The sequence below is a fragment of the Pantoea sp. ACRSB genome (genome assembly GCF_022346905.1).
Taxonomy (GTDB): Bacteria; Pseudomonadota; Gammaproteobacteria; order Enterobacterales; family Enterobacteriaceae; genus Pantoea; species Pantoea piersonii.
Map to the genome: position 1 here is coordinate 263,185 of NZ_JAKRNL010000001.1, position 26,741 is coordinate 289,925.

The 26,741-nt window shown below is 56.8% G+C and carries 24 protein-coding genes, 1 other RNA gene and 1 other annotated feature; of the genes, 5 read left to right on the forward strand and 20 right to left on the reverse strand.

Going from position 1 to position 26,741, the window contains the following annotated elements:
* Positions 1 to 9 precede the first annotated feature (9 nt).
* Both sufB and sufA read right to left on the reverse strand, forming a co-directional pair.
* The gene (sufB, locus tag MHZ89_RS01295) at positions 10 to 1,503 is read right to left on the reverse strand and encodes a Fe-S cluster assembly protein SufB (protein ID WP_120452401.1); all 1,494 of its coding nucleotides are present in this window, start codon (positions 1,501 to 1,503) and stop codon (positions 10 to 12) included.
* Positions 1,504 to 1,510: 7 nt separating this feature from the next.
* A complete protein-coding gene (gene sufA, locus MHZ89_RS01300; RefSeq protein ID WP_120452399.1) occupies positions 1,511 to 1,885 on the reverse strand; it encodes a Fe-S cluster assembly scaffold SufA in 375 nt (124 codons plus the stop codon).
* Between the two features lie 390 nt (positions 1,886 to 2,275).
* Here sufA and MHZ89_RS01305 point away from each other — a divergent pair, with 390 nt between their 5' ends.
* Positions 2,276 to 2,680, forward strand: coding sequence for a hypothetical protein (locus tag MHZ89_RS01305; protein ID WP_120452397.1), 405 nt, complete (start codon positions 2,276 to 2,278; stop codon positions 2,678 to 2,680).
* Between the two features lie 33 nt (positions 2,681 to 2,713).
* Here the strand turns inward: MHZ89_RS01305 and MHZ89_RS01310 are convergent, their stop codons facing one another.
* Positions 2,714 to 5,767 (reverse strand): FAD-binding and (Fe-S)-binding domain-containing protein, encoded by a 3,054-nt coding sequence (locus MHZ89_RS01310; protein WP_311781539.1) that lies wholly within the window; start codon positions 5,765 to 5,767, stop codon positions 2,714 to 2,716.
* A gap of 204 nt (positions 5,768 to 5,971) precedes the next feature.
* Between MHZ89_RS01310 and ydiK the strand changes: the two genes are divergently transcribed.
* Positions 5,972 to 7,090 carry an AI-2E family transporter YdiK gene (ydiK, locus tag MHZ89_RS01315; protein ID WP_311781540.1) on the forward strand — a complete coding sequence of 373 codons (1,119 nt, stop codon included), beginning with the start codon at positions 5,972 to 5,974 and terminating at the stop codon, positions 7,088 to 7,090.
* Between the two features lie 245 nt (positions 7,091 to 7,335).
* Positions 7,336 to 7,442, forward strand: an RNA gene (gene rprA, locus MHZ89_RS01320) — antisense sRNA RprA.
* A gap of 60 nt (positions 7,443 to 7,502) precedes the next feature.
* Here the strand turns inward: rprA and ppsA are convergent.
* Complete coding sequence (gene ppsA / locus MHZ89_RS01325; protein ID WP_311781541.1) at positions 7,503 to 9,887, reverse strand: phosphoenolpyruvate synthase; 2,385 nt, start codon at positions 9,885 to 9,887, stop codon at positions 7,503 to 7,505.
* Between the two features lie 458 nt (positions 9,888 to 10,345).
* Here ppsA and MHZ89_RS01330 point away from each other — a divergent pair, with 458 nt between their 5' ends.
* Both MHZ89_RS01330 and MHZ89_RS01335 read left to right on the forward strand, forming a co-directional pair.
* A complete protein-coding gene (locus MHZ89_RS01330; protein ID WP_311781542.1) occupies positions 10,346 to 11,173 on the forward strand; it encodes a pyruvate, water dikinase regulatory protein in 828 nt (275 codons plus the stop codon).
* 151 nt (positions 11,174 to 11,324) lie between these two features.
* Complete coding sequence (locus MHZ89_RS01335) at positions 11,325 to 12,371, forward strand: 3-deoxy-7-phosphoheptulonate synthase (RefSeq protein WP_311781543.1); 1,047 nt, start codon at positions 11,325 to 11,327, stop codon at positions 12,369 to 12,371.
* Positions 12,372 to 12,376: 5 nt separating this feature from the next.
* Here MHZ89_RS01335 and MHZ89_RS01340 read toward each other — a convergent pair whose 3' ends face one another.
* The 16 genes from MHZ89_RS01340 to MHZ89_RS01415 form a co-directional block, all read right to left on the reverse strand.
* On the reverse strand, positions 12,377 to 13,813 hold the full coding sequence (locus tag MHZ89_RS01340) for a protein adenylyltransferase SelO family protein (protein WP_311781544.1): 1,437 nt from the start codon (positions 13,811 to 13,813) through the stop codon (positions 12,377 to 12,379).
* Between the two features lie 133 nt (positions 13,814 to 13,946).
* The gene (locus MHZ89_RS01345; RefSeq protein WP_311781545.1) at positions 13,947 to 14,678 is read right to left on the reverse strand and encodes an EAL domain-containing protein; all 732 of its coding nucleotides are present in this window, start codon (positions 14,676 to 14,678) and stop codon (positions 13,947 to 13,949) included.
* Positions 14,679 to 14,992: 314 nt separating this feature from the next.
* Positions 14,993 to 15,454 (reverse strand): NlpC/P60 family protein, encoded by a 462-nt coding sequence (locus MHZ89_RS01350; RefSeq protein ID WP_311781546.1) that lies wholly within the window; start codon positions 15,452 to 15,454, stop codon positions 14,993 to 14,995.
* A gap of 72 nt (positions 15,455 to 15,526) precedes the next feature.
* Entirely contained in the window at positions 15,527 to 16,267 is a 741-nt protein-coding gene (gene btuD, locus MHZ89_RS01355; protein ID WP_311781547.1) for a vitamin B12 ABC transporter ATP-binding protein BtuD, read from the reverse strand.
* Positions 16,268 to 16,269: 2 nt separating this feature from the next.
* Positions 16,270 to 16,812: a glutathione peroxidase gene (locus MHZ89_RS01360; RefSeq protein WP_311781548.1), complete on the reverse strand. Its 543-nt coding sequence runs from the start codon at positions 16,810 to 16,812 to the stop codon at positions 16,270 to 16,272.
* Positions 16,813 to 16,850: 38 nt separating this feature from the next.
* Positions 16,851 to 17,834 (reverse strand): vitamin B12 ABC transporter permease BtuC, encoded by a 984-nt coding sequence (gene btuC / locus MHZ89_RS01365; RefSeq protein ID WP_311781549.1) that lies wholly within the window; start codon positions 17,832 to 17,834, stop codon positions 16,851 to 16,853.
* A 99-nt stretch (positions 17,835 to 17,933) separates the two neighbouring features.
* Positions 17,934 to 18,284, reverse strand: a complete 351-nt coding sequence (locus MHZ89_RS01370; protein WP_311781550.1) for a DUF2502 domain-containing protein — start codon at positions 18,282 to 18,284, stop codon at positions 17,934 to 17,936.
* 205 nt (positions 18,285 to 18,489) lie between these two features.
* A complete protein-coding gene (gene ihfA / locus MHZ89_RS01375; RefSeq protein WP_033747517.1) occupies positions 18,490 to 18,792 on the reverse strand; it encodes an integration host factor subunit alpha in 303 nt (100 codons plus the stop codon).
* A gap of 4 nt (positions 18,793 to 18,796) precedes the next feature.
* Entirely contained in the window at positions 18,797 to 21,184 is a 2,388-nt protein-coding gene (gene pheT / locus MHZ89_RS01380) for a phenylalanine--tRNA ligase subunit beta (RefSeq protein ID WP_311781551.1), read from the reverse strand.
* Between the two features lie 14 nt (positions 21,185 to 21,198).
* Positions 21,199 to 22,182 (reverse strand): phenylalanine--tRNA ligase subunit alpha, encoded by a 984-nt coding sequence (pheS, locus tag MHZ89_RS01385; RefSeq protein WP_311781552.1) that lies wholly within the window; start codon positions 22,180 to 22,182, stop codon positions 21,199 to 21,201.
* A gap of 70 nt (positions 22,183 to 22,252) precedes the next feature.
* Positions 22,253 to 22,377 (reverse strand) — a sequence feature (Phe leader region).
* Complete coding sequence (gene pheM / locus MHZ89_RS01390) at positions 22,328 to 22,372, reverse strand: pheST operon leader peptide PheM (RefSeq protein ID WP_001386830.1); 45 nt, start codon at positions 22,370 to 22,372, stop codon at positions 22,328 to 22,330. Its footprint overlaps the feature before it by 45 nt.
* A 115-nt stretch (positions 22,378 to 22,492) precedes the next feature.
* Positions 22,493 to 22,849, reverse strand: a complete 357-nt coding sequence (rplT, locus tag MHZ89_RS01395; RefSeq protein ID WP_010616241.1) for a 50S ribosomal protein L20 — start codon at positions 22,847 to 22,849, stop codon at positions 22,493 to 22,495.
* Positions 22,850 to 22,946: 97 nt separating this feature from the next.
* Complete coding sequence (gene rpmI, locus MHZ89_RS01400; protein WP_081137701.1) at positions 22,947 to 23,144, reverse strand: 50S ribosomal protein L35; 198 nt, start codon at positions 23,142 to 23,144, stop codon at positions 22,947 to 22,949.
* A 99-nt stretch (positions 23,145 to 23,243) separates the two neighbouring features.
* Positions 23,244 to 23,786: a translation initiation factor IF-3 gene (gene infC, locus MHZ89_RS01405; protein WP_033747527.1), complete on the reverse strand. Its 543-nt coding sequence runs from the start codon at positions 23,784 to 23,786 to the stop codon at positions 23,244 to 23,246.
* 4 nt (positions 23,787 to 23,790) lie between these two features.
* Positions 23,791 to 25,719 (reverse strand): threonine--tRNA ligase, encoded by a 1,929-nt coding sequence (gene thrS / locus MHZ89_RS01410; RefSeq protein ID WP_311781553.1) that lies wholly within the window; start codon positions 25,717 to 25,719, stop codon positions 23,791 to 23,793.
* 239 nt (positions 25,720 to 25,958) lie between these two features.
* Positions 25,959 to 26,720 (reverse strand): DUF481 domain-containing protein, encoded by a 762-nt coding sequence (locus tag MHZ89_RS01415; RefSeq protein ID WP_311781554.1) that lies wholly within the window; start codon positions 26,718 to 26,720, stop codon positions 25,959 to 25,961.
* Between the last annotated feature and the right edge of the window lie 21 nt (positions 26,721 to 26,741).

Consider the following 26,741-nt stretch of genomic DNA (forward strand, 5'->3'; position numbering starts at 1 on the left):
GTGACGGCATCAGCCCACACTGTGCTCAAGGCTGATGGCTAACAGTTTTTGTGCTTCCACGGCGAATTCCAGTGGCAGCTCAGAGAAAACGTCTTTACAGAAGCCGTTAACGATCATTGAGATCGCATCTTCTTCGCTGATACCGCGCTGGAGGCAGTAGAACAGCTGATCTTCGCCGATGCGCGAGGTGGTCGCCTCATGCTCCAGCTGAGCGGTGTTATTGCGGGTTTCCACATACGGGAAGGTATGCGCGCCGCAGTCAGGGCCGATCAGCATCGAGTCGCACTGGGTAAAGTTACGCGCGTTGGTCGCGGTCGGCATGATTTTCACCAGGCCACGATAGGTGTTCTGGCTCTTGCCAGCGGAGATACCCTTGGAGATGATGGTCGATTTGGTGTTTTTACCAATGTGGATCATCTTGGTGCCGGTATCGGCCTGCTGGCGACCGCTGGTCAGTGCGACCGAGTAGAACTCGCCAATCGAGTTATCGCCGCGCAGGATGCAGCTCGGGTATTTCCAGGTGATGGCGGAACCGGTCTCAGACTGCGTCCAGGACATTTTGCTGTTCTCGCCTTCGCACAGCGCGCGCTTGGTAACGAAGTTCAGGATACCGCCTTCGCCTTCGCCGCCCGGGAACCAGTTCTGGACGGTGGAGTACTTCACTTCCGCGTTTTTATGGATGATGACTTCCACCACCGCTGCGTGCAGCTGATAGCTGTCGCGTACCGGCGCGGAGCAACCTTCGATATAGCTGACGTAGCTGTCTTCGTCCGCAATCAGAATGGTGCGCTCGAACTGACCGGTTTTCGCCGCATTGATACGGAAGTAGGTCGACAGCTCCATCGGGCAGCGCACCCCTTTCGGGATATAGACAAAGGTGCCGTCAGAAGCGACCGCAGAGTTCAGCGCCGCAAAGAAGTTGTCGTTAGCCGGAACCACGGTGCCCAGGTATTTCTGCACCAGTTCAGGGTGTTCCTGAATCGCTTCGCCGAACGAGCAGAAAATAATGCCCTGCTCCGCCAGCTTGCCGCGATAGGTGGTAGCAACGGAAACGGAGTCGAAAATCGCATCAACCGCCACTTCACGCCCTTCACGCACCGGCACGCCGAGCTGATCAAAGGCTTTCTCAACTTCCTGCGTCAGGTAGTTGTTGGTCTCTTCGATGCCCGATGACTGCAGCGCGCCCGGCTCTGAAGCGCAGCTGTCGTCGCAGTTGCCGCATGAAGGCGCCGAATAGTAGCTGTAATCCTGATAATCCAGCTTGTCGTAATGCGCTTTCAGCCAGTGTGGCTCTTCCATTTCGAGCCAGGCGCGAAAGGCTTTAAGACGAAACTCCAGCATCCACTCTGGCTCGTTACGTTTAGCCGAGATCGCGCGCACCACATCCTCGTTGATGCCGTGCGCCATTTCGTCGGTTTGCAACTGGGTAAAGAAGCCCTCTTTGTAATTGAGCTTGCCTTCCCACATTTGTACATCGTCAGATGTTTCGCTGTGTCGTGACATATTTCACTTACTCGACGCCAAAGCTTTCACCGCACCCGCAGGCGTGCTGAGCTTTAGGGTTATTGAATTTAAAAATCTGGTTCAGGCCTTCGCGGACATAATCCACTTCGGTGCCGTCGATAAACGGCATCGCCTGAAGCGGCACGTAAAGCGTTGCGCCGTTATGGGTAAACTGCAGATCGTCATCGGCAGGCTCTTTCACCAGATCCATGACGTAACCGAAACCGGCGCAGCCGGATTGTTTCACACCCAGGTGCAGTCCCTTGACTTCAGGGTCTTGCGCCACCAGGTTAAGAATTTGCTTTGCCGCGGAATCAGTCAGCGTGACCCCTTTCCAGACAAAATCATCAGGAGAGAACGTTGCTGCATTTACAGATGCCATGTTGATACCTCGTAAGTCCGGACCTTTTCAGGCTATCCCCCTATGGTAAGGATCTGGGCGATCACTTCAACCTCTTGTTTTGCAGGGATAATCATCTTGTGCTGTTTTTAATCGGTGCTTTATTAAGCATAGCTGCTTCGCAGACCTTTGCGGCGAGGCAGTGCGGGCGTCAGAGGTCGCCCTAACTTGTTAAAATTACGTAAAATTTTTTTCGGCTAGTTATTAATAACTTCTTATTAATAGGTTACGCCTTTATCGCCTGTCCGGGGATTGTTCTTGCCGATTTTATTAACAGGCTAAGTAAATCGTAAAATTTTTCGCCTTACGTAATTGCAATCCTCATCCAGTTGAATATGATAATTATTATCATTAACCACTTGAGGTGGCGCCATGACGCTTTCCGTCTCCGCCTGGTTACAGCGCAAAATCGACGATTATAAATTTTCCGTTCGCGATATCACCGTTGACTTTTATCTGGCTCAGGCAAAGCTGAACCGGGCTGACTGCACCATTCATCAGCTTCGTCAGTTTAACGATACCTGTCTGGATATGGCCGAAATCTGCCAGATCAACGGAGACGATCAAAGTTATCTGCACGCCATGGGCAAACTGCATCATCGGCTGGTGCAGGAGATGGGCAACAGCGAGCGCGACAGGCTGTTCCGCATCCAGGCCTATCAGCTGGCGCGCCTCTCCCTCACCCGCCTGTGCCATCAGCTGGCGCTGGTCGGAGAGTGGGACAAAGCCACCGCGCTGCAGAGCGACTTCGTGCGTCACGCGGGCTGGATATTCTAATCCAGCCGCGCCGTGACGTCGCGCACAATTTTGTTACATCAACTCCAGCAGCGCCTGTAGCGGATGACGCATGCCGTTGCCTTCCAGCCTTTTGACCTGGCTGCGGCAGGAAAACCCGGTCGCCAGGCAGCGCTGGCGCGGCAGTTTCTGCAGCTGCGGATGCCACGACAGCCCGTAAATCCCCAGCGAGTTGTCGAGGTTTTTGCTTTCGTGCCCGTAGGTGCCCGCCATGCCGCAGCAGCCGACGTTAATATTCTCCAGCCTCGCGCCGAAGCGTGCAAAGATCGCCTGCCACTGATTCGGCGTGTCTGGCAGCGCCGTCACTTCGGTACAGTGCGCAAACAGATACCAGCTTTCGCCGCTGCCCGGCTGGACGGCGCGCGGGCTGACCACGTCGCGCAGCCACTCATGTACCAGCTGTACATGAAAGTCGCCGCGCTTCTCACCGAGCGTCTGTCGGTATTCATCGCGATAGCAGAGCACCGTCGCCGGATCGACCCCGACCATCGGCATACCGAGCTTCGCCACGCGATTAAGAAAGTCAGCGGTTTTTCCGGCGGTGCGGGCAAAGCGCTGCAGAAAGCCTTTAACATGCTGCGCCTTGCCGTTGGGCATAAAGGGCAGCAGCACCGGCCGCAGGCCCAGCTTCTCAATCAGGCGAATAAAATCAGCGATCAGCTGCGCCTCATAGAAGCTGGTGAAGGGGTCCTGCACCACCAGCACATAGTCGGCGCGCTGGTCGGCGCTCAGCGCTTCCAGCTTCTCCAGCGTCATATTCATTGCCGGATGACCGCTCAGCTCCTGCTTGAGCGAAGGCGATGACAGCAGCGGCAGATCGACCATGCCGATATGGTTTTTGCTCAGCTCGCGCATCCAGGGCTGTTTAAGGAAGAAGTTAAACGCCTTCGGCGCTTTCGCCATCAGCGGCGCATAGCTCTCCACCGCCGCGACCAGATGGTCGCTTACCGGCCGCAGGTAGCGCGTATGGTAGAGCTGTAAAAAGCGCGCGCGAAAATCGGGTACGTCGATTTTGATCGGGCACTGGGTCGAGCAGGCTTTACAGGCGAGGCAGCCGGACATCGCCTCATGCACTTCATGGGAGAAATCATACTCGCCCTTGCTGGCGTGCCAGCTGTTGCGCACGCGGCCAATCAGGGCGCGCAGCGACAGGCTGTTCTCCGGTATCTGCTTCTCCAGCTGCTGCGGATCGACCCCCTGCTCCGCCAGCAGACGCAGCCACTCGCGCGTCAGAGTGGCGCGCCCTTTCGGTGAATGGATGCGGTTGCGGGTAATTTTCATCGAGGGACACATCGGGCTGCGCGCATCGAAGTTGAAGCAGAGACCGTTGCCGTTGCACTCCATCGCGCCGCGCCAGTCGCTGCGTACCGTCAGGGGGATCTGGCGGTCATAGCTGCCGCGCTTGACCGCGTCGACCTGCATCATCGGCTCGTTGCTGTCGATGGGGGTACAGATTTTGCCAGGGTTCATGCGGTTGTCGGGATCGAACGCCGACTTGATACGCCGCAGTTCGTTGAACAGCGTTTCGCCGAAGAACGCCGGGCTGTACTGCGCGCGGAATCCCTTGCCGTGTTCGCCCCAGAGTAATCCGCCATAGCGCGCGGTGAGCGCCACCACCTCATCTGAGAGGGTTTTCATCAGCATTTCCTGCTGCGGATCGCACATGTCCAGCGCGGGGCGCACATGCAGCACGCCCGCGTCAACATGGCCGAACATGCCGTAGCTCAGGCCGTGGCTGTCGAGCAGCGCGCGAAACTCGACGATATAATCGGCGAGGTTCTCCGGCGGCACCGCGGTGTCCTCTACGAAAGGGATCGGCTTGGCGCGGCCTTTGGCGTTGCCCAGCAGCCCCACCGCTTTTTTACGCATGTTATAGATGCGCTCGATGCCGTCGAGATCGTCACAGAGCTGATAGCCGATCACGCCGCCCTGTCGCTGCGCCATCAGCAAATCCAGCCGCGCACAGAGCGCGCTTACCTGCTGCTCGATCAGCGCGCCATCGTCGCCTGCGAACTCCACAATGTTCAGGCCGAGCATCTCTTTATCCGGCACGTCGGTAATCAGCTCGCGCACCGAATGCCAGACGATATCCTCACGCGCCAGATTCAGGACTTTAGAGTCCACCGTTTCCACCGACAGCGCCTTAGCCTCCACCATAAAAGGCGCGTTGCGCAGCGCGGAGTCGAAGGAGTCATATTTGATGTTTACCAGACGGCGCACTTTCGGGATCGGCGTAATGTCGAGCCGCGCCTCGGTGATAAAGGCCAGCGTGCCCTCAGCGCCGCACAGGATGCGCGTCAGGTCAAAGGTCTGCATATCGTCGCTAAAGACATGACGCAGATCGTAGCCGGTCAGGAAGCGGTTCAGCTTAGGAAACTTCTCCAGAATTAAGTCGCGCTGCTCGCGGCATCGCGTCAGCACCTGCTGATAGATACGCCCTTCCGGCGTCGCCGTCTGCGCCAGCGTCTCCGCCAGCGCGGTGGCCATCGGCCGGGTATCGAGAATATCGCCGCCGAGCAGAACCGCGCGCAGCCCCAGCACATGGTCGGACGTTTTACCGTACACCAGCGATCCCTGACCCGAGGCATCGGTATTGATCATACCGCCCAGGGTCGCGCGGTTGCTGGTAGAAAGCTCCGGCGAGAAGAAGAAACCGTAAGGCTTAAGCCAGGCGTTAAGCTGATCCTTTACCACGCCCGCTTCGACGCGTACCCAGCCCTGCTCCGGGTTGATCTCCAGGATGCGGTTCATATGGCGTGACATATCCACCACAATGCCCTGATTCAGCGACTGCCCGTTGGTGCCGGTTCCGCCGCCGCGCGGCGTGAAAATCAGCTCGCGGAAGCGCGCCTCGCCCGCCACGCGCGCAATCAGCGCGACGTCGGCGGTAGAGCGCGGAAAGAGCACCGCATCCGGCAGTAGCTGGTAGATGCTGTTATCCGTGGACATTAACAGGCGGTCAGCATAGCTGGTGGCGGTATCGCCGGTGAAACCCTGCGCCTTTAGCGCGTCGAGGAATGTCAGCACCCGTTGAACGAGGCCGGGCGCCTGAGAAATCTGTGGGATCATTGTTGGGAGACCAGATGTTGTAAACGTTTGCGTTGTCTGTTTTGTCTGAACGTTCCGTTTTAACACATTTTTTTCGCGCTCGCTGTTTTTTCAGGAAAGGGAAAAAGCCTCTCTTCCGCCCCTGTTTAAAGCCCTGAAAATAGCTCATCATTAAGCCGGGCCTGATTGCCCCCCATGAAGGATTATTTGAGGTCGTTGTTCCTTATGAAAAACCTGCACCGCACCACGGATATGCCGCAGATGCTCTTTACGCTGATGTTTATCCTGTTGATGATCGTCGCCTGTATCTGGATAGTTCAGCCTTTTATCCTGGGCTTCGCCTGGGCGAGCATGGTGGTGATCGCTACCTGGCCGCTGATGCTGCGCCTGCAGCGCCTGCTGTGGAACCGGCGTTCGCTGGCGGTCATCGTGATGACGCTGCTTTTACTGCTGCTGTTTATTATTCCTATCGCGCTGCTGGTCAACAGCCTGATCGACAACAGCGCCCCGGTGATCGCCTGGGCGACTCAGGGTCATATGGAGATGCCGTCGCTGCTCTGGCTGAATGATATTCCGGCCATTGGCGACAAACTTTTTTCCAGCTACCACAAGCTGATTGCGGGCGGCGGCTCCGCCATTATGGCGAAACTGCAGCCCTACGTTGGCCGCACCACCGGCTTTTTCGTCGCGCAGGCGGGCCACTTTGGTCGGCTGATGATCCACCTCGGCGTGATGCTTCTGTTCAGCGCCCTGCTGTTCTGGCGCGGCGAACAGGCGGCGCATGGCATCCGTCACTTCGCCTTTCGTATGGCGGGCCGCCGCGGCGATGCGACCGTGTTGCTGGCCGGCCAGGCGATCCGCGCCGTGGCGCTCGGCGTGGTGGTCACTGCGCTGGTGCAGGGCGTGCTCGGCGGCATTGGGCTGGCGCTTTCCGGCATCCCCTATGCCACGCTGCTCACCGTCCTGATGATCCTCTGTTGCCTGGTGCAGATTGGGCCGCTCATCGTGCTGGTTCCGGCCATCGTCTGGCTCTACTGGAGCGGCGACACTACGTGGGGAACGGTGCTGTTGATCTGGAGCTGCGTGGTCGGCACGCTCGATAACGTGCTGCGTCCGATGCTGATCCGCATGGGCGCCGACCTGCCGATGATCCTGATCCTCTCCGGCGTTATCGGCGGGCTGGTGGCCTTTGGCCTGATCGGCCTGTTTATCGGCCCGGTGGTGCTGGCGGTCTCTTACCGGCTGGTTTCCGTCTGGATGCACGAGGCGCCGCCGCCGGCGGACGATCCCGCCAGCGTGGTCGATATCCTCGCCGATCACGACGAAGAACATCTGCCTTCCTGAATCCAGGCTCAGGGCGGTTAACCGCCCTGATTCATTTGCGTCACGTTAATATTTTTTTCCATTAGCGCTTTTTAAGAAAAAACGCAGTTTTTAGCCATGAGGCCGCATATCAGCGGCGAATACTTTATTTTTCGCACTGGTTTACCCGGAATTTGCGGCAAAATACGTGACAAAAGTTTACTGGCTTTAAACTAATAAGAGGATTCTTAAAGACTCAGAACGGCGCGATGAATAACATGATTCCTATGTTTGAAATCAAGCTACTGATTTTTAAACAACCTTTTCCCCTGAGTAAAGTGAAGAATTGCTGTGTGTAGTCTTTGCCCATCCCCTGTGATGGGCTTTTTTTTGTCCCAGATAAAGTAAAAAGGCCAGCAAAGCTGGCCTTTTGTCTGCATTTTAGCTTAAACAATCATGCGCTTTTGCTTAACTCAGCGAGCGACAGCCAGGTCTCAACCACGGTGTCAGGGTTAAGCGACAGGCTATCAATACCCTCTTCCATCAGCCAGGCCGCGAAGTCCTGATGGTCAGACGGCCCCTGACCGCAGATGCCGACATATTTGCCCTGCTTCTTCGCTGCCTGAATCGCCATCGACAACAGCGCTTTGACGGCCTCATTGCGCTCGTCGAACAGCGCCGACACCACGCCTGAATCGCGATCCAGCCCCAGCGCCAGCTGCGTCATATCGTTCGAGCCGATAGAGAAGCCGTCGAAATGCTCAAGGAACTGCTCGGCCAGTAAGGCGTTGGAGGGAATTTCGCACATCATAATGATCTTCAGGCCGTTCTCGCCGCGCTTCAGGCCCTGGCGTTCCAGCTCTTCGACCACGGCCTGCGCCTGCGCGACGGTGCGCACAAAGGGAACCATAATTTCGACGTTGGTCAGCCCCATTTCGTTACGCACGCGCTTAACCGCTTCGCACTCCAGCGCAAAGCAGTCGCGGAAGCTATCAGATACATAGCGCCCCGCGCCGCGGAAGCCCAGCATCGGGTTCTCCTCTTCCGGCTCGTATCGCTCGCCGCCGACCAGGTTGGCATACTCGTTCGATTTAAAGTCCGAAAGGCGCACAATTACCCGCTTCGGCGCAAAAGCGGCGCCCAGCGTCGCGATCCCTTCGGTCAGGCGCGCAATATAGAATTCTACCGGATCATCGAAGCCTTTCATCATGGTGCGAATTTGCTGCTGCAGCTCTGGCGTCTGCTGATCAAATTCCAGCAGCGCTTTCGGATGCACGCCAATCATACGGTTGATGATGAACTCCAGACGCGCCAGGCCGACGCCTTCGTTCGGCAAGCAGGCGAAGTCAAAGGCGCGATCGGGGTTGCCGACGTTCATCATGATCTTCAGCGGCAGCGCGGGCATTTCGTCTACCTGCGAGCTGGTGACCTCAAAATCGAGCAGATCGTTATAGACATAGCCGGTATCGCCTTCGGCGCAGGAGACGGTTACTTTATTGCCATCTTTCAGGCGGTCAGTGGCGTCGCCGCAGCCCACCACCGCCGGGATACCTAACTCGCGCGCGATAATCGCCGCGTGACAGGTGCGTCCGCCGCGGTTAGTAACGATCGCTGAGGCTTTCTTCATGATCGGTTCCCAGTCCGGGTCGGTCATATCCGTTACCAGCACGTCGCCTTTTTCAATGCGGTTCATCTCGCTAATGTCGTGGATAACCTTCACTTCGCCGGCGCCGATGCGATGGCCGATAGCGCGTCCTTCCACCACCACGCTGCCTTTGCCCTGCAGGTTATAACGCTCCATTACCTGCCCATTGGAGCGCACCGTTTCCGGGCGCGCCTGGACAATAAAGAGTTTGCCAGTGTGGCCATCTTTGGCCCATTCGATATCCATTGGGCGCTTGTAGTGCTGTTCGATCAGTATGGCCTGACGCGCCAGCGCTTCTACTTCCTCATCGGTCAGCGAGAAGCGGTCGCGCTCAGTTTCCGGCACGTCTTCAATACGCACCTGTTCACCATGAGACTGCGAATCGGCGTAAACCATACGAATCTTTTTCGAACCCATATTGCGGCGCACGATAGCGGGACGATCGGCGGCCAGCGTCGGCTTATGCACGTAGAACTCATCCGGGTTAACCGCGCCCTGCACCACCATCTCGCCAAGGCCGAAGGCAGAGGTGATAAATACCACCTGATCAAAGCCCGATTCGGTATCAATGGTGAACATAACGCCCGACGACGCGAGATCCGAGCGCACCATGCGCTGAATGCCCGCCGACAGCGCCACGCCGCGATGGTCGTAACCCTGGTGCACGCGGTAGGAGATAGCGCGATCGTTAAACAGCGAGGCGTAAACATGCTTCACCGCGATCATAACCGCGTCAAAGCCCTGTACGTTAAGGAAGGTCTCCTGCTGGCCGGCGAAAGAGGCGTCCGGCATATCTTCCGCCGTAGCGGAGGAGCGTACGGCGAAGGACGCTTCGGCATCGTCGGCGGAGAGCTGCTCGTAGGCCTCGCGAATAGCCGTTTCCAGCTCTGGCTGGAACGGGGTATCGACGACCCACTGACGGATCTGTTTACCGGCTTTCGCCAGCTCATCAACGTCGTCAATGTTGGTCTTGTCCAGTAAATCGTAAATGCGCTGGTTGAGGCCGCTCTGATCGAGGAACTGATTAAAGGCATAAGATGTGGTCGCATATCCGTTAGGCACTGAAACGCCCAGCGACGACAGGTTCGTAATCATTTCACCCAGGGAGGCATTCTTCCCTCCCACGCGATCGACATCATGCATGCCAAGCTGGTTATACCAGAGCACTAACGGCTGTTCGCCTGTAATGGACATCGAGATTATCCTTTTAAGAATGAATGGGCACATGGAAAATTTAGCTATTCGCAAAATTAGCCTGGCACAACGCGCAATTAATGACTAAGTGTTGAATCGTTAAAGCGCGCAAGATTTCGCAAATTAAGAATTATTCCATTAATTTGCTCAGGTTGCGCAAATGCGTTATTTTCCGCTAAGGCTATGATGGCTTTGATTTTTGAGGCTATTCATTGATTTAGCGCTGATTTTGTTGCGCAACGATCGGAGGCTTTATTTGCTCTTATCCCCTTGCCCACCTGCCAGAAAAAGATTTCAAAACGTCATTTCATTATTTCAACGGCAACCTGCATGATTAAAACGGGCAAAAAAAAATAAATAGTTCATAAATTTAAAATATGGATTTTTTATTTTGCTTTAACCGCTATTTAAAGCTGCTAACCTAAGCAATATCTCTGTACGCATAAGGTAAAAAAGCCATGAGCAGCGAAAGAAGCGTTTTTTATATTTCAGACGGCACCGCAATTACCGCCGAAGTGCTGGGACATGCTGTGCTCTCGCAGTTTCCGGTAGGTTTTAACAGCCTGACGCTGCCTTTTGTCGAGAATGTTCAGCGCGCGCAGGCAGTGAAGGCGCAGATTAACGCGCTCTATCAGAAAAGCGGCGTTCGCCCGCTGGTGTTTTTCTCTATCGTGACGCCGGAGGTGCGCGACATCATTATGCAGAGCGAGGGTTTCTGTCAGGATATCGTGCAGGCGCTGGTGGCACCGCTGCAGGAAGAGCTGGGTCTGGCGCCCGCGCCGGTGGCGCACCGCACCCACGGCCTCGATGCCAGCAATCTGGGTAAATATGACGCGCGCATCGCCGCTATTGACTACACCCTGGCGCACGACGACGGCATTTCGCTGCGCGGCCTGGAGGATGCGCAGGTTATCCTGTTAGGCGTATCGCGCTGCGGTAAAACCCCTACCAGCCTCTATCTGGCGATGCAGTTCGGCATCCGCGCCGCCAACTACCCATTTATCGCCGACGATATGGATAATCTCCGGCTGCCCGCCGCCCTGCGTCCGTTTCAGCATAAACTGTTCGGCTTAACCATCGATCCGGAACGGCTTTCCGCCATTCGTCAGGAGCGAGCGGAAAATACCCGCTACGCCTCGATGCGCCAGTGCCGGCTCGAAGTGGGCGAAGTCGAAGCGCTGTTCCGCACTCACCAGATCCGCTATCTCAACAGCACCAACTATTCGGTGGAGGAGATCGCTACCAAAATTCTCGACATTATGGGCCTGACGCGCCGCATGTACTGAACTGCCCTCGGCAACGGCTTGTAAACCGCCGCTGCCGTTGGGCAAAAATCATTTTAGTTTAGAGGGTTGCATTCGCAGACTAATAATTTATTGTGATCATCATCACTTCCCGGTATGTCACCGTTGCGAAGAAAAAGTTTTCGAGATGCTCATGAATAAAACTGATGAACTGCGTACGGCACGCATCGGCAGCCTGATCACGCCTGCCGCGTTAGCCGCTGCCCATCCTCTCTCCGCCGACGTGGCGGATAATGTCACCCGCGCGCGCCAGCGCATCGCCCGGATTCTGACCGGCGAAGATCCGCGCCTGCTGGTGATTATCGGCCCCTGCTCTCTGCACGATCCGCGTGCCGCGCTCGACTATGCGCAGCGGCTGAATGCGCTGCGCGAGCGCTACGCCGATCGCCTGGAAATCGTGATGCGCACCTATTTTGAAAAGCCGCGCACCGTGGTGGGCTGGAAAGGATTGATCTCCGATCCCGATCTGGACGGCAGCTTTAACGTTAACCGCGGCATTGGCCTGGCGCGCCAGATTCTGCTCGATATTAACCGCCTCGGCCTGCCCACCGCGACGGAATTTCTGGATATGGTCACCGGCCAGTTTATCGCCGATCTGATCAGCTGGGGCGCTATTGGCGCGCGCACAACAGAGAGCCAGATTCACCGCGAAATGGCCTCGGCGCTCTCCTGTCCGGTAGGCTTTAAAAACGGCACCGACGGCAACGTGCGCATTGCGGTGGATGCCATTCGCGCCTCGCGCGCCAGCCATATGTTTCTCTCCCCCGACAAAGATGGCCAGATGACGATTTACCAGACCAGCGGTAACCCACACGGTCACGTTATCCTGCGCGGCGGCAAAACGCCGAACTATCACGCCGACGATGTCGCCGCCGCTGCCGCCAGCCTGCGCGAGTTTAGCCTGCCGGTGCAGCTGGTGATCGATTTCAGCCACGGAAACTGCCTGAAGCAGCATCGTCGTCAGAAAGAGGTGGCGGCCGAGGTGGCGCAGCAGATCCGCGCCGGGTCACGCGCGGTCGCAGGGGTAATGATCGAAAGCTTTATCGAAGAGGGAAATCAGAAAGTGGTCGCGGGCGAGCCGCTGGTTTACGGCCAGTCAATTACCGATCCCTGCCTCGGCTGGCAGGACAGCGAAGAAGTGCTGTCGCTGCTGGCCGAGGCGGTGAACAGCCGCTTCTGAGCCGCCTAGCTGGAGCAACTCACCTCCAGCGTTTTACCCCAGTCCGGCGGCCGCTGACGATACTCAGCGGCCGTTTCGTCGCTAAAGGGTTGCTGCAGCGCCTGATGCAGCCGCGCCAGCGCCCCGCTTTCGCCCTTTTCCGCCTCGTCAATCGCCTGCTGCGCCAGGTAGTTGCGCAGCACCAGCGCCGGGTTGGCGGCCTTCATGAGCTGCTGTCGCGTCTCATCGGCAACCTCTTCCTGCAGCAGACGCGTGCGGTAGCGCTGATACCAGCGGTCAAAGGCGTCGCGATCCATAAATTCGTCGCGCAGCGGCGAGCGCGCTTCCTGCGGCTGCGTGTCGCTGAGCAGACGGAACGTCAGGGTATAGTCGCTGCGCTCCTGCGCCATCAGCGACAACAGCTCCACCAGCAGCTCATTATCGCCGCTGTCGGCCTGCGTAAAGCCCAGCTTCGCCCGCATACGTTCGCCCCATACCCGCATCAGCTCCGGCTCGTAACGACTCAGCGCCTGTTTAAGCTGATCGACGTTAAGCAGGCCAGAAAGCGCATGCGCCAGACGGTTCAGGTTCCACAGGCCGATCATAGGCTGATTTTCAAAGCTGTAGCGCCCCTGATAATCGCTGTGGTTGCAGATAAAGCCGGGCTGATAGTCGTCAAGGAAGCCGTAAGGGCCGTAGTCGATGGTGAGTCCCAGCAGTGACATATTGTCGGTGTTCATTACGCCATGCGCGAATCCCACGCTTTGCCACTGGGCGATCAGCCGCGCGGTGCGCTCAACGACGTCGGTAAACCATAAAAGATATTTATCCGCCTCGTTAACCAGATGCGGCCAGTGGTGACGCAGCGCATAGTCCGCCAGCTGCTCTACTTTTTCCTGCTGCTGGCTGTAGAAGAAATGCTCGAAATGGCCGAAGCGCAGATGGCTTTCAGCGATGCGCATCAGCGTCGCGCCGCGCTCTGGCGTTTCACGATAGACCGGCTCGTCGCCGATGGCGATAGCGAGGGCGCGCGTGGTAGGAATGCCCAGGTGATGCAGCGCCTCGGAGGCGAGAAACTCGCGCACCGTGGAGCGGATCACGGCGCGTCCATCGCCCATGCGCGAGTAAGGAGTGAGTCCGGCGCCTTTCAGATGCCAGTCAACTTTGCTGTCCGCGCTGAGACGCTGTTCGCCCAGCAAGATGCCGCGGCCGTCGCCCAGCTGGCCGGCCCAGACGCCAAACTGATGCCCGCTATAGACCTGCGCCAGTGGCTGCATGCCGGGCAGCAGCGCGGCGCCATGCCATACGCCATGGCCTTCGCCAGCAAAAAGCGCCGGATCAACGCCCAGCGTCTGCGCCAGCGGCGCATTGTGATAAAACAGACGGCCGCCCTTGAGCGGGGTCGGCATCTGAGCGGTATAGAATCCCGGCAGCTCGCGCTGCCAGCTGTTATCAAACAACATATACTCTCCCGAGCGGTAGCCCGGCGAAACCAGGGCCGCCGTCGCTGTGAAAAACCGGATATCGGGCCGTCCCGCCGCAGTCGCGCGAGACACCGCAAGTATAGTTGTGGGAAATCAAATACAACAGGCGGGCTTAATCGGGAGCGCAGCATTCGCTCGCAATCAGGCGTTTTAGCGCCTCGGCTTTAACCGGCGGAAAAAGTGCGCCCTGCAGCACAGCATTCTGCAGCGTTGCCGTTTTATCGAGCAGCGTTTTGTCGTCAATGCCGCAAATAATCATCAACTGCGTATGGCTGCAAAAGTTATCGATGATGCTCTGAATAAAAGGCTGAAAAGAGGCACGTTTCGCCAGCGCCTGAATAAATTGTTTATCGAGTTTGATGCAGTCGAACAGATTATCGTAGACAGCGCGGGTCGAAGATTTACCGGCACCAAAATGAGATAATGATAAACGGAACTGTTGTTTTAGCGCAGAAATAAGAGGATCGTTAATTCCGTTTAAAAGCTGCGGAAACGTTTCACTAAGGTCCAGTAATAAAAAAGGGAGCTGCTTAATTTTACGTATCAGCAATTCACTCGCCAGCAGCGTTTGCGCCAGATTTTCATCAATTCGCATTAATGCCAGCACATGATTTTTATTGAAGAATTCGTAATGTTGCTCCAGTAAACCAATCTGGCGCTGCAGCAGACGCAGCCGCTGCGTCTCATTAAGCTGCGGCAACAACAAGTCCTGCGGCAAGGTTACAGGCGCAGTATCATGCACGAACTGGCTAACCAGCTCGACGGCCACCAGCTGCCCGCTAATTGTACAGGCAGGATAAAACCAAATTTCCGACTGATAGTCGGCAGATAAATGAACTTTCATTTTTACAGCCAGATAAAGTGGCGACTGGCGCATCGTATATCATCGAAATCAGGCAGGCAATAGTACCAAAGCCAGGAAGAGATGGACATATTTGCCGTTAAATTTCGCTTTGCCCGCTGCGCCAGATCCCTAAGCCAAATAACGGTAGCGTAAATACCCTTTACCAGATAATTAAATCTCTGTCTTATTGATATAATTATTTTTCGGCAGCGTAAAGTGCCATTTTAAATAAGAGCTAAATTATGCCGGTTTTTTTTGCCGCTATTTACATCACTATTAGGACGAACCGCGATCCAGGCGTCCGTTAATTTGCCTTAAATGCGCCGCGCCTGCCAGAAGGCTTTGCGCCAGTAAGCGTTGTCCAGCGAGGAGCGTATCACCCCCTGGCTGGTGGAAGCGTGAATGAAGGCGTTGTCGCTGTCGTAAATGCCAACGTGCAGGCCGTTTTCGCCGCGGCCGGTTTTGAAAAATACCAGATCGCCCGGCTGCAGCTCATCCTTGCTGATACGCGTGCCGATATCGCTTTGCGCCCGCGTGCTGCGCGGCAGCTGCAGATCGAACCGATCGCGCATGGTGAGATAAACAAAGCCGGAGCAGTCGACGCCGCCGCGACTCATACCGCCGTAACGATAGGGCGTGCCGCGCCACTGGCCCAGCTGTTCGTTAAGCTGCGCCACTACCATAATGGAATCCGACAGGCGGCCGTTGACCGGCGGCGCGCGATGGCCGCTGCATCCTGCCAGGATCAAAACCAGTAAAATCACGCCTGCCCGCATTCGCGCACATCCTCTGTTAATCGCAACGGCCACACTCTAGCGTCAGGCGCGCAGCCTGGCAAGAAGTGGCCGTCAGGGCTGTGCAGTCAGCAGCGGCTGGCCGTCCAGCTCCAGCAGGCGAAACGGGATAGCATAGAGATCGCTGAGACGCTCGGGCGTCAGGATTGCCGCAGGCGCGCCTTGCGCTATCACGCTGCCCTGCGCCATCAGCCAGACGCTATCGGCATGGCGCAGCGTATGGTTGAGATCGTGGCTGCTGGCGATAATGCAGACGCCGGCGCGCTGCAGCCCGACAATCAGGCTGTGGACGGCGTTCTGCTGGGCAATATCCAGCCCCGTCATTGGTTCGTCCAGCAGCAGCACTTTCCCCTGTGGATTAAGAGCAGGGTCGATCTGGGCGAACGCCGCCGCCAGCCTGACGCGCTGCCACTCGCCGCCTGACAGCTGCGCCAGCGGACGCGCCAGCTTGTCCTGCAGCTGCAGTTTCTCCAGCAGCGTTACCAGCGGCGCATCCGACTGCGCCTCGCTCAGATGAAGACGCAAATAGTGATAAACCGGCATAAAACCCGGCGCGATCTGCTGCGGCAGCCAGGCGCGCACCCGCGCCAGCGCCGGACCGCGCCATTCGCGTAGCGGACGCCCCAGCAGCCGGATCTCTCCCTCGCCCGGCAGCATCCCCGCCATTAGCGCCAGCAGTGTGCTTTTGCCCGCGCCGTTTGGCCCTACCAGATGCAGCAGCGAGCCAGCGGCCACTTCGGCGGAGAAAGACGCCAGCCGTCCGGGAACGGCGGCGTCCCTGAGGCTTATGATCACTGTTACGCCAGCGCCTGCTGAATACTTTGCTGGATAATGGCATCGTCCGGCGTCATATCCGGTGCGAAACGCTTCACTACGTTGCCCTGACGGTCGATCAGGAATTTCTCGAAGTTCCACAGAATATCGCCCGGCGCTTTCGGCCCGCGGCCTTTGCTGACCTGACGCTCGTAAAAGCCGCTGCCTTCGGGACGTACCGCTTCCGGCTGCGCCGCGATCAGCTGCGCATAGAGCGGATGGCGCGCCGGGCCGTTGACGTCCCCTTTGGCCAGCATGGGAAAGGTCACGCCCCAGGTGGTGCTGCAGTAGGTTTTAATCTCTTCATTGCTGCCCGGTTCCTGTTCAAGGAACTGATTGCAGGGAAAACCCAGCACGCTGAAGCCCTGCGCCTGATACTGCTGCTGCAGCGCCTCCAGCTGTTCATACTGTGGGGTAAGACCGCATTTTGACGCCACGTTCACCACCAGCAGCACCTTGCCCTGCCACTTTTCCAGCGTGGTTTTTTCGCCGTCGATCGTCATCAGTTCAGTTTGATAAAGGCCCATAGAAGTCTCCTGTCGTGGATGCGGAAAGCCAGCCGAAGCTAGCGCGAAGATTTGAGTAACAGCGCGATAAACAGCGGCGCGCCCAGCGTGGCGGTTACCACGCCGATTGGCAATTCCGCCGAGGTAAGCGCCAGACGCGCAATAATGTCGGCGGCGAGCAGCACGCCAGCGCCCGCCAGCGCCGACGTCGGCAGCAGATAACGATGATCGCTGATGCCGTTCAGCCGCAGCAGGTGCGGAATAACTAAGCCGATAAACCCGATCGCGCCCGCCATAGCGACGCTGACGCCGACCAGCCAGCCCATTGCCAGCACCAGCGTATTGCGCCAGAAAAAGAGCGACAGGCCCAGCTGCTGCGCCGGGGTTTCGCCAAGCGCCAGCAGATTGAGCACGCGCGCGGTGGCGATCAGTCCAGCGGTGACCGGCAGCAGCGCCAGCATCATCCAGCCATAACGCCAGTCGATACCGCTGAAGCCGCCCATCATCCAGTACATAAGCTGGCGCAGATCGAGGCTGGTGCTGAAGTAGACCGCCCAGGTCATGATGGCGCTACAGATAATGCCCAGCGCCACGCCGGTAAGCAGCAGTCGCGTTACGGAGAGCTGCCGGTGGGCGAAATGGAGCAGGATGAGGGTGATCAGCAATGCGCCCGCCATCGCCGCCAGGCTCAGGCTCCAGAGCGACCCGCTGCCAAACAGCACGCCCAGCACCAGCCCGATGCCCGCGCCGTTAGAAACGCCGAGCAGGCCCGGCTCTGCCAGCGGATTGGTAAACAGCGCCTGCATCACGACGCCGCAGACCGCCAGCGCCGCGCCGACCAGCACCACCGCAAGGGTGCGCGGCAGACGCAGCTGCCAGACGAACAGCTGACCGCTGTCGCTCAGCCACCGGGCCGGGGCGATCCAGCTATCGCCCGCGCACAGGCTGAGAACAATTAACGCCAGCAGGATAAGGCACAGCGCCAGCAGCACGCGACGGCTGCGGCGATCCGCCTGATGAGCAAGCTGCTCCAGCAGGGACATAATTGAGGATTCGCTGAGAAAACAGAGATTTGATTGTAGAGAGATTGGCGGAAAAAGAAAGGCTGGCGTTTGCGGCGCCGCAGGGCGCCGCAAAGAGGATCAGTTGTGGTTAGAACGCGGCGGCACCGGCTCGCGGTCGTTGCGCGTCGGGTGGTCATTATGCGCCGGGTTGTCGCGCTTCGCCATCGGCTTGCCCTGCTCAGGACGCTGTGCCTGCCAGCCGTTGCCGTTCCAGTAGCCATGCGGCCCTTTCAGTCCGACATTGCGGCCATGGTGCGCCTGCCACCATTTCGCCGGACGCCAGTCATAGCCGTCCCAGTAGTAGCCGCGATGATCGCGATCGCCGATATGGACATCAGGGCCCGGCGCGTTGTCATGATGCGGAGCATGAGCGCTCGCCAGCAGCGGCATCCCCAGCAGGACGCTTAAAAGCAGTGCGGTTTTTTTCATCAGGGTAGTCTCTTGTTATCCGTGGGCGCTGTTATAACAAAAGCCTTTTGTGGGTCACTATCGGCGCAGGCGGATTTTCAGCTTATTTCCCGTATGCTTACAAAAAGCTGACAGAGTGAAGAGAGCGTGGAGAGTGAAAAACAGCGCGCGCGGCGCAGAAATGAAAAAGGCCGCTTGCGCGGCCTTTTTAGAACACTGAAATCGGTCAGTCGTTATCTTTCGGAGAAGCATTTTCGACACGGCTTTTCAGCTTCTGACCCGGGCGGAACGTTACCACGCGGCGCGCGGTAATCGGAATATCTTCCCCCGTTTTTGGATTCCTGCCTGGACGCTGATTTTTATCGCGCAGGTCGAAATTACCAAACCCAGACAGTTTTACCTGTTCACCATTTTCCAGAGCGCGGCGAACCTCTTCAAAAAACAGCTCCACCAGCTCTTTCGCGTCGCGTTTGCTCAGCCCAAGCTTCTCAAACAGGTACTCTGACATTTCAGCTTTTGTAAGCGCCATAGGTTCAATCCCTCAAGGTTGCCTGGAATCGCTCTTTTAATGCCGCAACACATTTGCCAACGGTCGCGGCAATCTCCTCTTCTTCGAGTGTCCGGCTGGTATCCTGCAAAATCAGGCTGATGGCGAGGCTCTTGAAACCCTCTTCAACACCCTTACCGCGGTACACGTCAAACAAGTTTACGCCAACTACCTGATTTACGCCAACTTTCTTACACTCGGCGATGATATCTGCTGCGGGGACGTTTTCAGCCACTACCACGGCGATATCGCGACGGTTCGCCGGGAAGCGTGAAATCTCGCGCGCATCAGGCAGGACGCGGTCTGCGACCTTATTCCAAAGCAGTTCAAAGACTAAGGTGCGACCATTGAGATCCAGCTTACGTTCCAGCTCAGGATGAACCACACCGATAAATCCGATTCGTTCATCATGCAAATAAATCGCTGCGCTCTGCCCCGGATGGAGCGCTGGATTGGCTTCGGCGCGGAAGCGAATGTCGTCCAGCTTGCCGGTTAAATCGAGCAGCGATTCTAAATCACCTTTCAAATCATAGAAGTCAACCGTCTGACGCGCCAGATCCCAGTGCTCTTCGTTGCGGTTGCCGCTCAGCACGCCCGCCAGCATAAGATCCTGACGGATGCCTAAATCCGCCTGGGTATCAGGTACAAAGCGCAGACCGCTCTCAAACAGGCGCACGCGGCTCTGCTGGCGGTTCTGGTTGTAGACCACGGCGCTCAGCAGGCCGGTCCACAGCGACAGGCGCATCGCCGACATATCGCTGGAGATGGGGCTTGGCAGGATCAGCGCCTCTTCGCCCGGGTGCAGCAGCTGCTGCATTTTCGGGTCGACGAAGCTGTAGGTGATCGCTTCCTGGTAGCCTTTATCCACCAGCAGGTTTTTCGCGCGCTTCAGCGACAGATCCGCTTCGCGATGCTGAGTCATCACCAGACCAGCCTGTACCGGCACGTTCGGGATATTGTTGTAACCGTAGACGCGCGCGACCTCTTCAATCAGATCTTCTTCAATCGCCATGTCGAAGCGCCAACTCGGCGCGACCGCTTTCCACTCGCCCTGGCCTGGCGTCACGTCGCAGCCGAGACGCGTCAGAATGTCGGTCACCTGCTCGTCGGTAACAACGTGGCCAATCAGGCGATCCAGCTTCTCGCGGCGCAGCGTAATGGTGGCGCGCGGCGGCAGCGCCGCTTCGTGCGTCTGGTCGATAACCGGGCCAGCCTGGCCGCCGCAGATCGCCAGCAGCAGCTGAGTAGCGCGTTCAATAGCTTTGTACTGCAGCGCCGGATCGACACCGCGCTCGTAGCGGTGCGAGGCATCGGTGTGCAGGCCGTGACGACGCGCGCGGCCAGTAATCGCCAGCGGTTCGAACCAGGCGCACTCAAACAGGATGTTCTGCGTCTCTTCATTCACGCCGGAATGCTCGCCGCCGAATATGCCGCCCATCGCCAGCGCTTTATGGTGGTCGGCGATAACCAGCGTATCGCTGCTGAGCTTCGCTTCGCTGCCGTCGAGCAGCGTCAGGGTTTCGCCCTCTTCCGCCATGCGCACCACGATACCGCCGTCAATGCGGTCAAGATCGAAGGCGTGCATCGGCTGGCCCAGCTCAAGCAGCACGTAGTTGGTGATATCCACCACCGGATCGATAGAGCGGATGCCGCAGCGGCGCAGCTTTTCACGCATCCAGAGCGGCGTGGCAGCCTTGACGTTGATACCTTTTACCACGCGGCCCAGATAGCGCGGGCAGGCATCGGTGGCGTCGACGCGGATCGGGAAGGTGTCGCTGATGGTTGCGGCTACCGGCTCGATAGCGGGCGCGGTGAGCGGCAGGCTATTCAGCACCGCTACATCACGCGCAATGCCGATAATGCCGAGGCAGTCGGCGCGGTTCGGCGTCACGCTGATTTCGATGGTGTTATCGTCCAGCTTCAGGTAGTCACGGATATCCATGCCGATCGGCGCATCGCCCGGCAGTTCGATAATGCCGCTGTGATCGTCGGAAATGCCCAGCTCGGAGAAAGAGCAGAGCATCCCTTCCGAAGGTTCGCCGCGCAGCTTCGCCGCTTTAATCTTAAAATCGCCCGGCAGTACGGCACCGACGGTGGCGACCGCCACCTTCAGTCCCTGACGGCAGTTCGGCGCGCCGCAGACGATATCCAGCAGACGATCGCCGCCGACGTTAACTTTAGTCACGCGCAGTTTATCGGCGTTCGGGTGCTGGCCGCACTCTACGACTTCACCGACGACTACGCCGTGAAACGCGCCGGCAACCGGCTCCACGCCGTCCACTTCCAGACCGGCCATGGTGATCTGTTCAGAAAGGGCAGCGCTGTCCAGAGCCGGGTTTACCCATTCGCGTAACCAGAGTTCACTGAATTTCATTGGATAACCTGCCCTTATTTAAATTGTTTGAGGAAACGTAAATCATTTTCGAAGAAGGCGCGCAAGTCAGTCACGCCGTAACGCAGCATGGTAAGACGCTCCATGCCCATACCGAAGGCGAAGCCGGAGTAGACTTCTGGATCGATGCCGACGTTGCGCAAAACGTTCGGGTGCACCATGCCGCAGCCCAGCACTTCCAGCCATTTGCCGTTTTTGCCCATCACGTCCACTTCCGCCGAAGGTTCGGTGAACGGGAAGTAGGAAGGACGGAAACGGATCTGCAAATCTTCCTCAAAGAAGTTGCGCAGGAAGTCGTTCAGCGTGCCTTTCAGGTTGGTAAAGTTGATGTTCTTGTCGACGATCAGCCCTTCCATCTGGTGAAACATCGGGGTATGCGTCTGGTCGTAATCGTTGCGATAGACGCGGCCCGGCGCGATGATGCGAATCGGCGGCTGCTGATTTTTCATGGTGCGGATCTGCACGCCGGAGGTCTGAGTACGCAGCAGACGCGTGGCGTCGAACCAGAAGGTGTCGTGATCGGCGCGCGCCGGGTGATGGCCGGGAATATTCAGCGCGTCGAAGTTGTGGTAGTCATCCTCGATTTCCGGACCGGTCACCACCGCGAAACCCAGTTCGCCGAAGAAGGTTTCGATGCGATCGATGGTGCGCGTTACCGGATGCAGACCGCCGTTTTCGATGCGGCGGCCCGGCAGGGAAACGTCGATGGTCTCGGCGGCCAGCCGGGCGTTAAGCGCGGCGGACTCCAGCGTCTCTTTGCGAGCGTTAAGTCGCTCCTGCACCTGCTGCTTGGCGTCGTTGATCACCGCGCCCGCAGCCGGACGCTCTTCCGGCGGCAGCTCGCGCAGCGTCGTCATCAGCTGCGTCAGATGGCCTTTTTTACCGGTATATTCGACGCGCACCGCGTCAAGGGTGGCGATATCCGTCGCCTCGTCGATAGCGGCTGTGGCGCGGGCCACCAGTTCTGCGAGTTGGGACATGGTTTCCTCTTCTTCCAGGCGGGCTGGTCAGTTCTCGTTGGGACGTTGCCGTCCAATATGCTTCGCCAGAAACACAAAAGCCTCCACGAGGGAGGCTTTCGGCGCGATTTTTCGTTTCTTTTCTATGCGCAAAAGCCCCTGAGATTCAGGTGCTAAAGTAAAAAAAGAAACGGAAAATAGCAGCATTCATGCTTGCGTTACCTTGCTGGGATTCTGAGGGTACTATTGAAAAGCCCAGCGATGAAAATGTCAATCTTTTGCTTGAGTTACAGGCAATAAAAAAGGGAGCAAGCTCCCTTTTTCATCTGACTTACGCCAGAGCTGATTTTGCTTTTTCGACCAGTGCAGTAAATGCCACTTTGTCGAATACAGCGATGTCAGCCAGGATTTTACGGTCAATCTCAATGGACGCTTTTTTCAGGCCATTGATGAAACGGCTGTAAGAGATGCCGTTCTGACGCGCTGCAGCGTTGATACGCGCAATCCACAGTTGACGGAACTGACGCTTACGTTGACGACGGTCACGGTAAGCATACTGACCAGCTTTGATAACAGCCTGGAAGGCAACGCGGTATACACGTGAACGTGCACCGTAGTAGCCTTTAGCTTGTTTTAAGATTTTCTTGTGACGTGCGCGAGCAATTACACCACGTTTTACGCGAGCCATGTGAGCTCTCCTGTATCAATATTCTGTGATGCCCTTATCCCCTGCTGGCCAGCGGCCGTTATGCAAAGGTTTCAGGCAGATTTATAAAAAAGTTAACTTATGCGTACGGCAGGCAGGCAACAACCAGACCCAGATCGCCTTTAGACACCAGGCCTTTCGGACGCAGGTGACGTTTACGCTTAGTTGATTTTTTAGTCAGAATATGACGCAGGTTTGCGTGCTTACGCTTGAAGCCGCCAGAAGCGGTCTTCTTGAAGCGCTTAGCCGCGCCACGTACAGTTTTAATCTTTGGCATTTTAAAAATATCCACTTCGCATTGTTAATAAAACGAATCAGACAGGCGAACAAAGAACCGCACAGCGCGAACGCTGCGCGGTCATTGTTACTTGAAAGCCTACTGTTTCTTCTTGGGAGCGAGCACCATAATCATCTGGCGGCCTTCGATCTTCGATGGGAAGGATTCGACTACTGCCAGTTCTGTCAGATCTTCTTTCACGCGGTTAAGCACTTCAATACCGATCTGTTGGTGCGCCATCTCACGACCGCGAAAACGCAGCGTGATTTTGGCTTTATCGCCTTCTTCCAGAAAACGAATCAGGCTGCGGAGTTTTACCTGATAGTCGCCTTCATCGGTACCAGGACGGAATTTAATTTCCTTAACCTGGATAACTTTTTGCTTCTTCTTCTGTTCCTTAGAAGATTTGCTTTTTTCATAAAGGAACTTGCCGTAATCCATAATACGGCACACCGGCGGTTCGGCGTTGGGGCTGATTTCTACTAAATCAACACCCGCTTCTTCAGCTTTTTCAATAGCTTCGCGAAGGCTGACAATACCAATCTGTTCGCCATCCACGCCAGTTAAGCGTACTTCAGTGGCACGGATTTCACCGTTGATTCGATTCGGACGCGTCGGTTGTACTCGTTTTCCGCCTTTAATAACCTTATTCCTCTAATTGGTGAAGATTGCGGCTGCGAATCTCTTGTTGCAGCTTCTCAACAAACACATCGACATCCATCGTCCCGAGGTCTTTACCGCGGCGGGTGCGAACGGCAACTTTGCCTGCTTCCACCTCTTTGTCACCGCAAACCAGCATGTAAGGGACGCGACGTAATGTGTGCTCGCGGATTTTAAAGCCTATCTTCTCGTTTCTCAAGTCTGCTTTCACACGAATGCCAGCATTCTGCAATTTGCGTGTCAACATGTCGACATATTCTGCCTGTCCATCGGTGATATTCATCACCACCGCCTGCATCGGCGCCAGCCACGTCGGGAAGAAACCGGCGAACTCTTCGGTCAGGATGCCAATAAAGCGCTCCATAGAGCCGAGAATCGCGCGGTGAATCATAACCGGCGTCTGACGATCGTTATTTTCGCCCACATATGTGGCGTCCAGACGTTTTGGCAGGGAAAAGTCTAGCTGAACTGTGCCGCACTGCCAGGCGCGATCGAGACAGTCGTAAAGCGTAAATTCAATTTTCGGGCCGTAGAATGCACCTTCTCCGGGCTGGAATTCAAACGGAATTTCGTTTTCATTCAGCGCAGCGGCTAAATCTTCTTCAGCACGGTCCCACATTTCATCGGTGCCGATACGCTTCTCAGGACGCGTGGAGAGTTTCACCACGATCTTTTCGAAGCCGAAGGTGCTGTACATGTCATAGACCATGCGGATACAGCTGTTCACTTCGTCACGCACCTGATCTTCAGTACAGAAGACGTGGGCGTCATCCTGGGTGAAGCCGCGTACGCGCATCAGGCCATGCAGCGCGCCTGACGGCTCGTTGCGGTGACAGCTACCGAACTCCGCCATGCGCAGCGGCAGATCGCGGTAGGACTTCAGCCCCTGATTAAAGATCTGCACGTGGCCCGGACAGTTCATCGGCTTGATGCAGTATTCACGGTTTTCTGAAGAGGTGGTAAACATCGCCTCTTTGTAGTTTTCCCAGTGCCCGGTTTTTTCCCACAGCACGCGGTCCATCATAAACGGACCTTTTACTTCCTGGTACTGGTACTCTTTCAGCTTGCTGCGCACGAACACTTCCAGCTCGCGGAAGATAGTCCAGCCGTCATTATGCCAGAAAACCATGCCGGGCGCCTCTTCCTGCATATGGTAGAGGTCGAGCTGCTTACCGATTTTACGGTGGTCGCGCTTCGCCGCCTCTTCCAGACGCTGCAGATAGGCGTTGAGCTGCTTTTTATCCGCCCAGGCAGTGCCGTAGATACGCTGCAGCATTTTGTTATTGCTGTCGCCGCGCCAGTAGGCGCCCGCGATTTTCTGCAGCTTGAAGTGGTGGCAGAAACGCATATTCGGCACGTGCGGACCGCGGCACATGTCGATATATTCTTCGTGATGATAAAGGCCAGGACGATCGTCGTGGCTGATGTTCTCATCCAGAATAGTGATTTTATAGCTCTCGCCGCGCTCGGCGAACACGTCGCGCGCCTGCTGCCAGCTGACGACCTTTTTCACAACGTCGTAGTTGGTTTCGGCCAGCTGGTGCATACGTTTTTCCAGCGCGTCGATATCTTCCTGCGTCAGGGTATGATCGAGATCGACATCGTAATAGAAGCCGTTGTCGATAACCGGACCGATCGCCATTTTGGTGTTAGGCCACAGCTGTTTAATAGCGTGCCCCAGCAGATGCGCGCAGGAGTGGCGAATAATCTCCAGACCCGCTTCATCTTTTGCGGTAATGATGGCCACAGAGGCATCTTCAGTGATGGGATCGACCGCATCCACCAGCTGACCGTTAACGCGTCCGGCAATACAGGCTTTCGCCAGGCCAGGCCCGATATCCAGCGCAATATCCATCACGCTTACCGGACGATCGTAGGTGCGCTGGCTGCCATCAGGAAGAGTAATTACAGGCATTTAATATCCTTAATTGCAGTGGTAAGCCACACGAAAGCTTACATACAACATTGAGTAAAATTGATTGCCTGGCGTAATGTCAGACCCACGTTGTCGGAATGACGCCAGGAATTGTAGTGCGCCGACGATGATAACAGCTTTGAGCGGCCAGCAAAACCCGTGGCCACGCCGCTAAGTCGAGGAGCAGGCGAAAAAAAACCGCAGACGGGCTGCGGTCAGGAAGCGATTTTTGCAGGCAATTACATCGCGTAGGTCAGCATAATGCTGGTTTTGGTGTCGGTGCGATCGGGCGCGGACTCCGGCGGATTGTTGTTCCAGGTGACGTTGTAGGCCAGCTTCAGCGCGAAGTGGTCGTTAATGCCAACCTGCAGCCCGGTTTCTGAGTTGATAGTGGTATCTTCGCCGAAGCTGCTCAGCACCGAAACACCCTGGATAAATTTGGTGTTATCGGTCAGCTGCCACTGATAGCTCAGCGCGCCGTAGCCCAGCGCTTTGGTTTCGCTGCCGCCGTCATGGAAATCGTCATAGCGCACACCCGGACCAAATTCAGCGCGCAGCGAATGAATGGGGCCGCTCAGGATCTGGCGACCGTAACCTGCGGTCAGCACATCGCGTGAATCGTAGCCGTTAAAGCGGTCGCTCAGCCAGCTCGCCTGACCAAACAGGTAATCGAAGCTGTTGAGGTTGTAACGCGAACGGCCGCCGATATTGTAGGTTTCCGAAGAGCGCTCATCATTAGATGAGGTGTTCGCCGCGTTGCCCCACAGGCTGTACGCCATAGAGCTCTGATACCACGTCATATTAGTCTGCGCGGTCAGCGAGGAGCTGGTGGTGTTGCCAGTCTGCGCCAGATAGCCTGCGGAGGCGCTGCCGTCAAACGGCTTCTTTGCCGTTGAAGGATCGTCCATCGCGGTAAAAACGTTGTTGTCCGCCAATGCCTGGTGGCAAAACGCGCCAGCGGAGAGCAAAAGAACGGCTGAGAGCTTGTTAAGCACTTTCATTTATTGTGACCCGTACGACAG

Bases quoted from the DNA above. Each gene is read 5' to 3' on its own strand.
- sufB (WP_120452401.1), bottom strand. From the start codon at position 1,503: ATGTCACGACACAGCGAAACATCTGACGATGTACAAATGTGGGAAGGC.
- sufA (WP_120452399.1), bottom strand. From the start codon at position 1,885: ATGGCATCTGTAAATGCAGCAACGTTCTCTCCTGATGATTTTGTCTGG.
- MHZ89_RS01305 (WP_120452397.1), top strand. From the start codon at position 2,276: ATGACGCTTTCCGTCTCCGCCTGGTTACAGCGCAAAATCGACGATTAT.
- MHZ89_RS01310 (WP_311781539.1), bottom strand. From the start codon at position 5,767: ATGATCCCACAGATTTCTCAGGCGCCCGGCCTCGTTCAACGGGTGCTG.
- ydiK (WP_311781540.1), top strand. From the start codon at position 5,972: ATGAAAAACCTGCACCGCACCACGGATATGCCGCAGATGCTCTTTACG.
- ppsA (WP_311781541.1), bottom strand. From the start codon at position 9,887: ATGTCCATTACAGGCGAACAGCCGTTAGTGCTCTGGTATAACCAGCTT.
- MHZ89_RS01330 (WP_311781542.1), top strand. From the start codon at position 10,346: ATGAGCAGCGAAAGAAGCGTTTTTTATATTTCAGACGGCACCGCAATT.
- MHZ89_RS01335 (WP_311781543.1), top strand. From the start codon at position 11,325: ATGAATAAAACTGATGAACTGCGTACGGCACGCATCGGCAGCCTGATC.
- MHZ89_RS01340 (WP_311781544.1), bottom strand. From the start codon at position 13,813: ATGTTGTTTGATAACAGCTGGCAGCGCGAGCTGCCGGGATTCTATACC.
- MHZ89_RS01345 (WP_311781545.1), bottom strand. From the start codon at position 14,678: ATGAAAGTTCATTTATCTGCCGACTATCAGTCGGAAATTTGGTTTTAT.
- MHZ89_RS01350 (WP_311781546.1), bottom strand. From the start codon at position 15,454: ATGCGGGCAGGCGTGATTTTACTGGTTTTGATCCTGGCAGGATGCAGC.
- MHZ89_RS01360 (WP_311781548.1), bottom strand. From the start codon at position 16,812: ATGGGCCTTTATCAAACTGAACTGATGACGATCGACGGCGAAAAAACC.
- btuC (WP_311781549.1), bottom strand. From the start codon at position 17,834: ATGTCCCTGCTGGAGCAGCTTGCTCATCAGGCGGATCGCCGCAGCCGT.
- MHZ89_RS01370 (WP_311781550.1), bottom strand. From the start codon at position 18,284: ATGAAAAAAACCGCACTGCTTTTAAGCGTCCTGCTGGGGATGCCGCTG.
- ihfA (WP_033747517.1), bottom strand. From the start codon at position 18,792: ATGGCGCTTACAAAAGCTGAAATGTCAGAGTACCTGTTTGAGAAGCTT.
- pheT (WP_311781551.1), bottom strand. From the start codon at position 21,184: ATGAAATTCAGTGAACTCTGGTTACGCGAATGGGTAAACCCGGCTCTG.
- pheS (WP_311781552.1), bottom strand. From the start codon at position 22,182: ATGTCCCAACTCGCAGAACTGGTGGCCCGCGCCACAGCCGCTATCGAC.
- rplT (WP_010616241.1), bottom strand. From the start codon at position 22,849: ATGGCTCGCGTAAAACGTGGTGTAATTGCTCGCGCACGTCACAAGAAA.
- rpmI (WP_081137701.1), bottom strand. From the start codon at position 23,144: ATGCCAAAGATTAAAACTGTACGTGGCGCGGCTAAGCGCTTCAAGAAG.
- thrS (WP_311781553.1), bottom strand. From the start codon at position 25,719: ATGCCTGTAATTACTCTTCCTGATGGCAGCCAGCGCACCTACGATCGT.
- MHZ89_RS01415 (WP_311781554.1), bottom strand. From the start codon at position 26,720: ATGAAAGTGCTTAACAAGCTCTCAGCCGTTCTTTTGCTCTCCGCTGGC.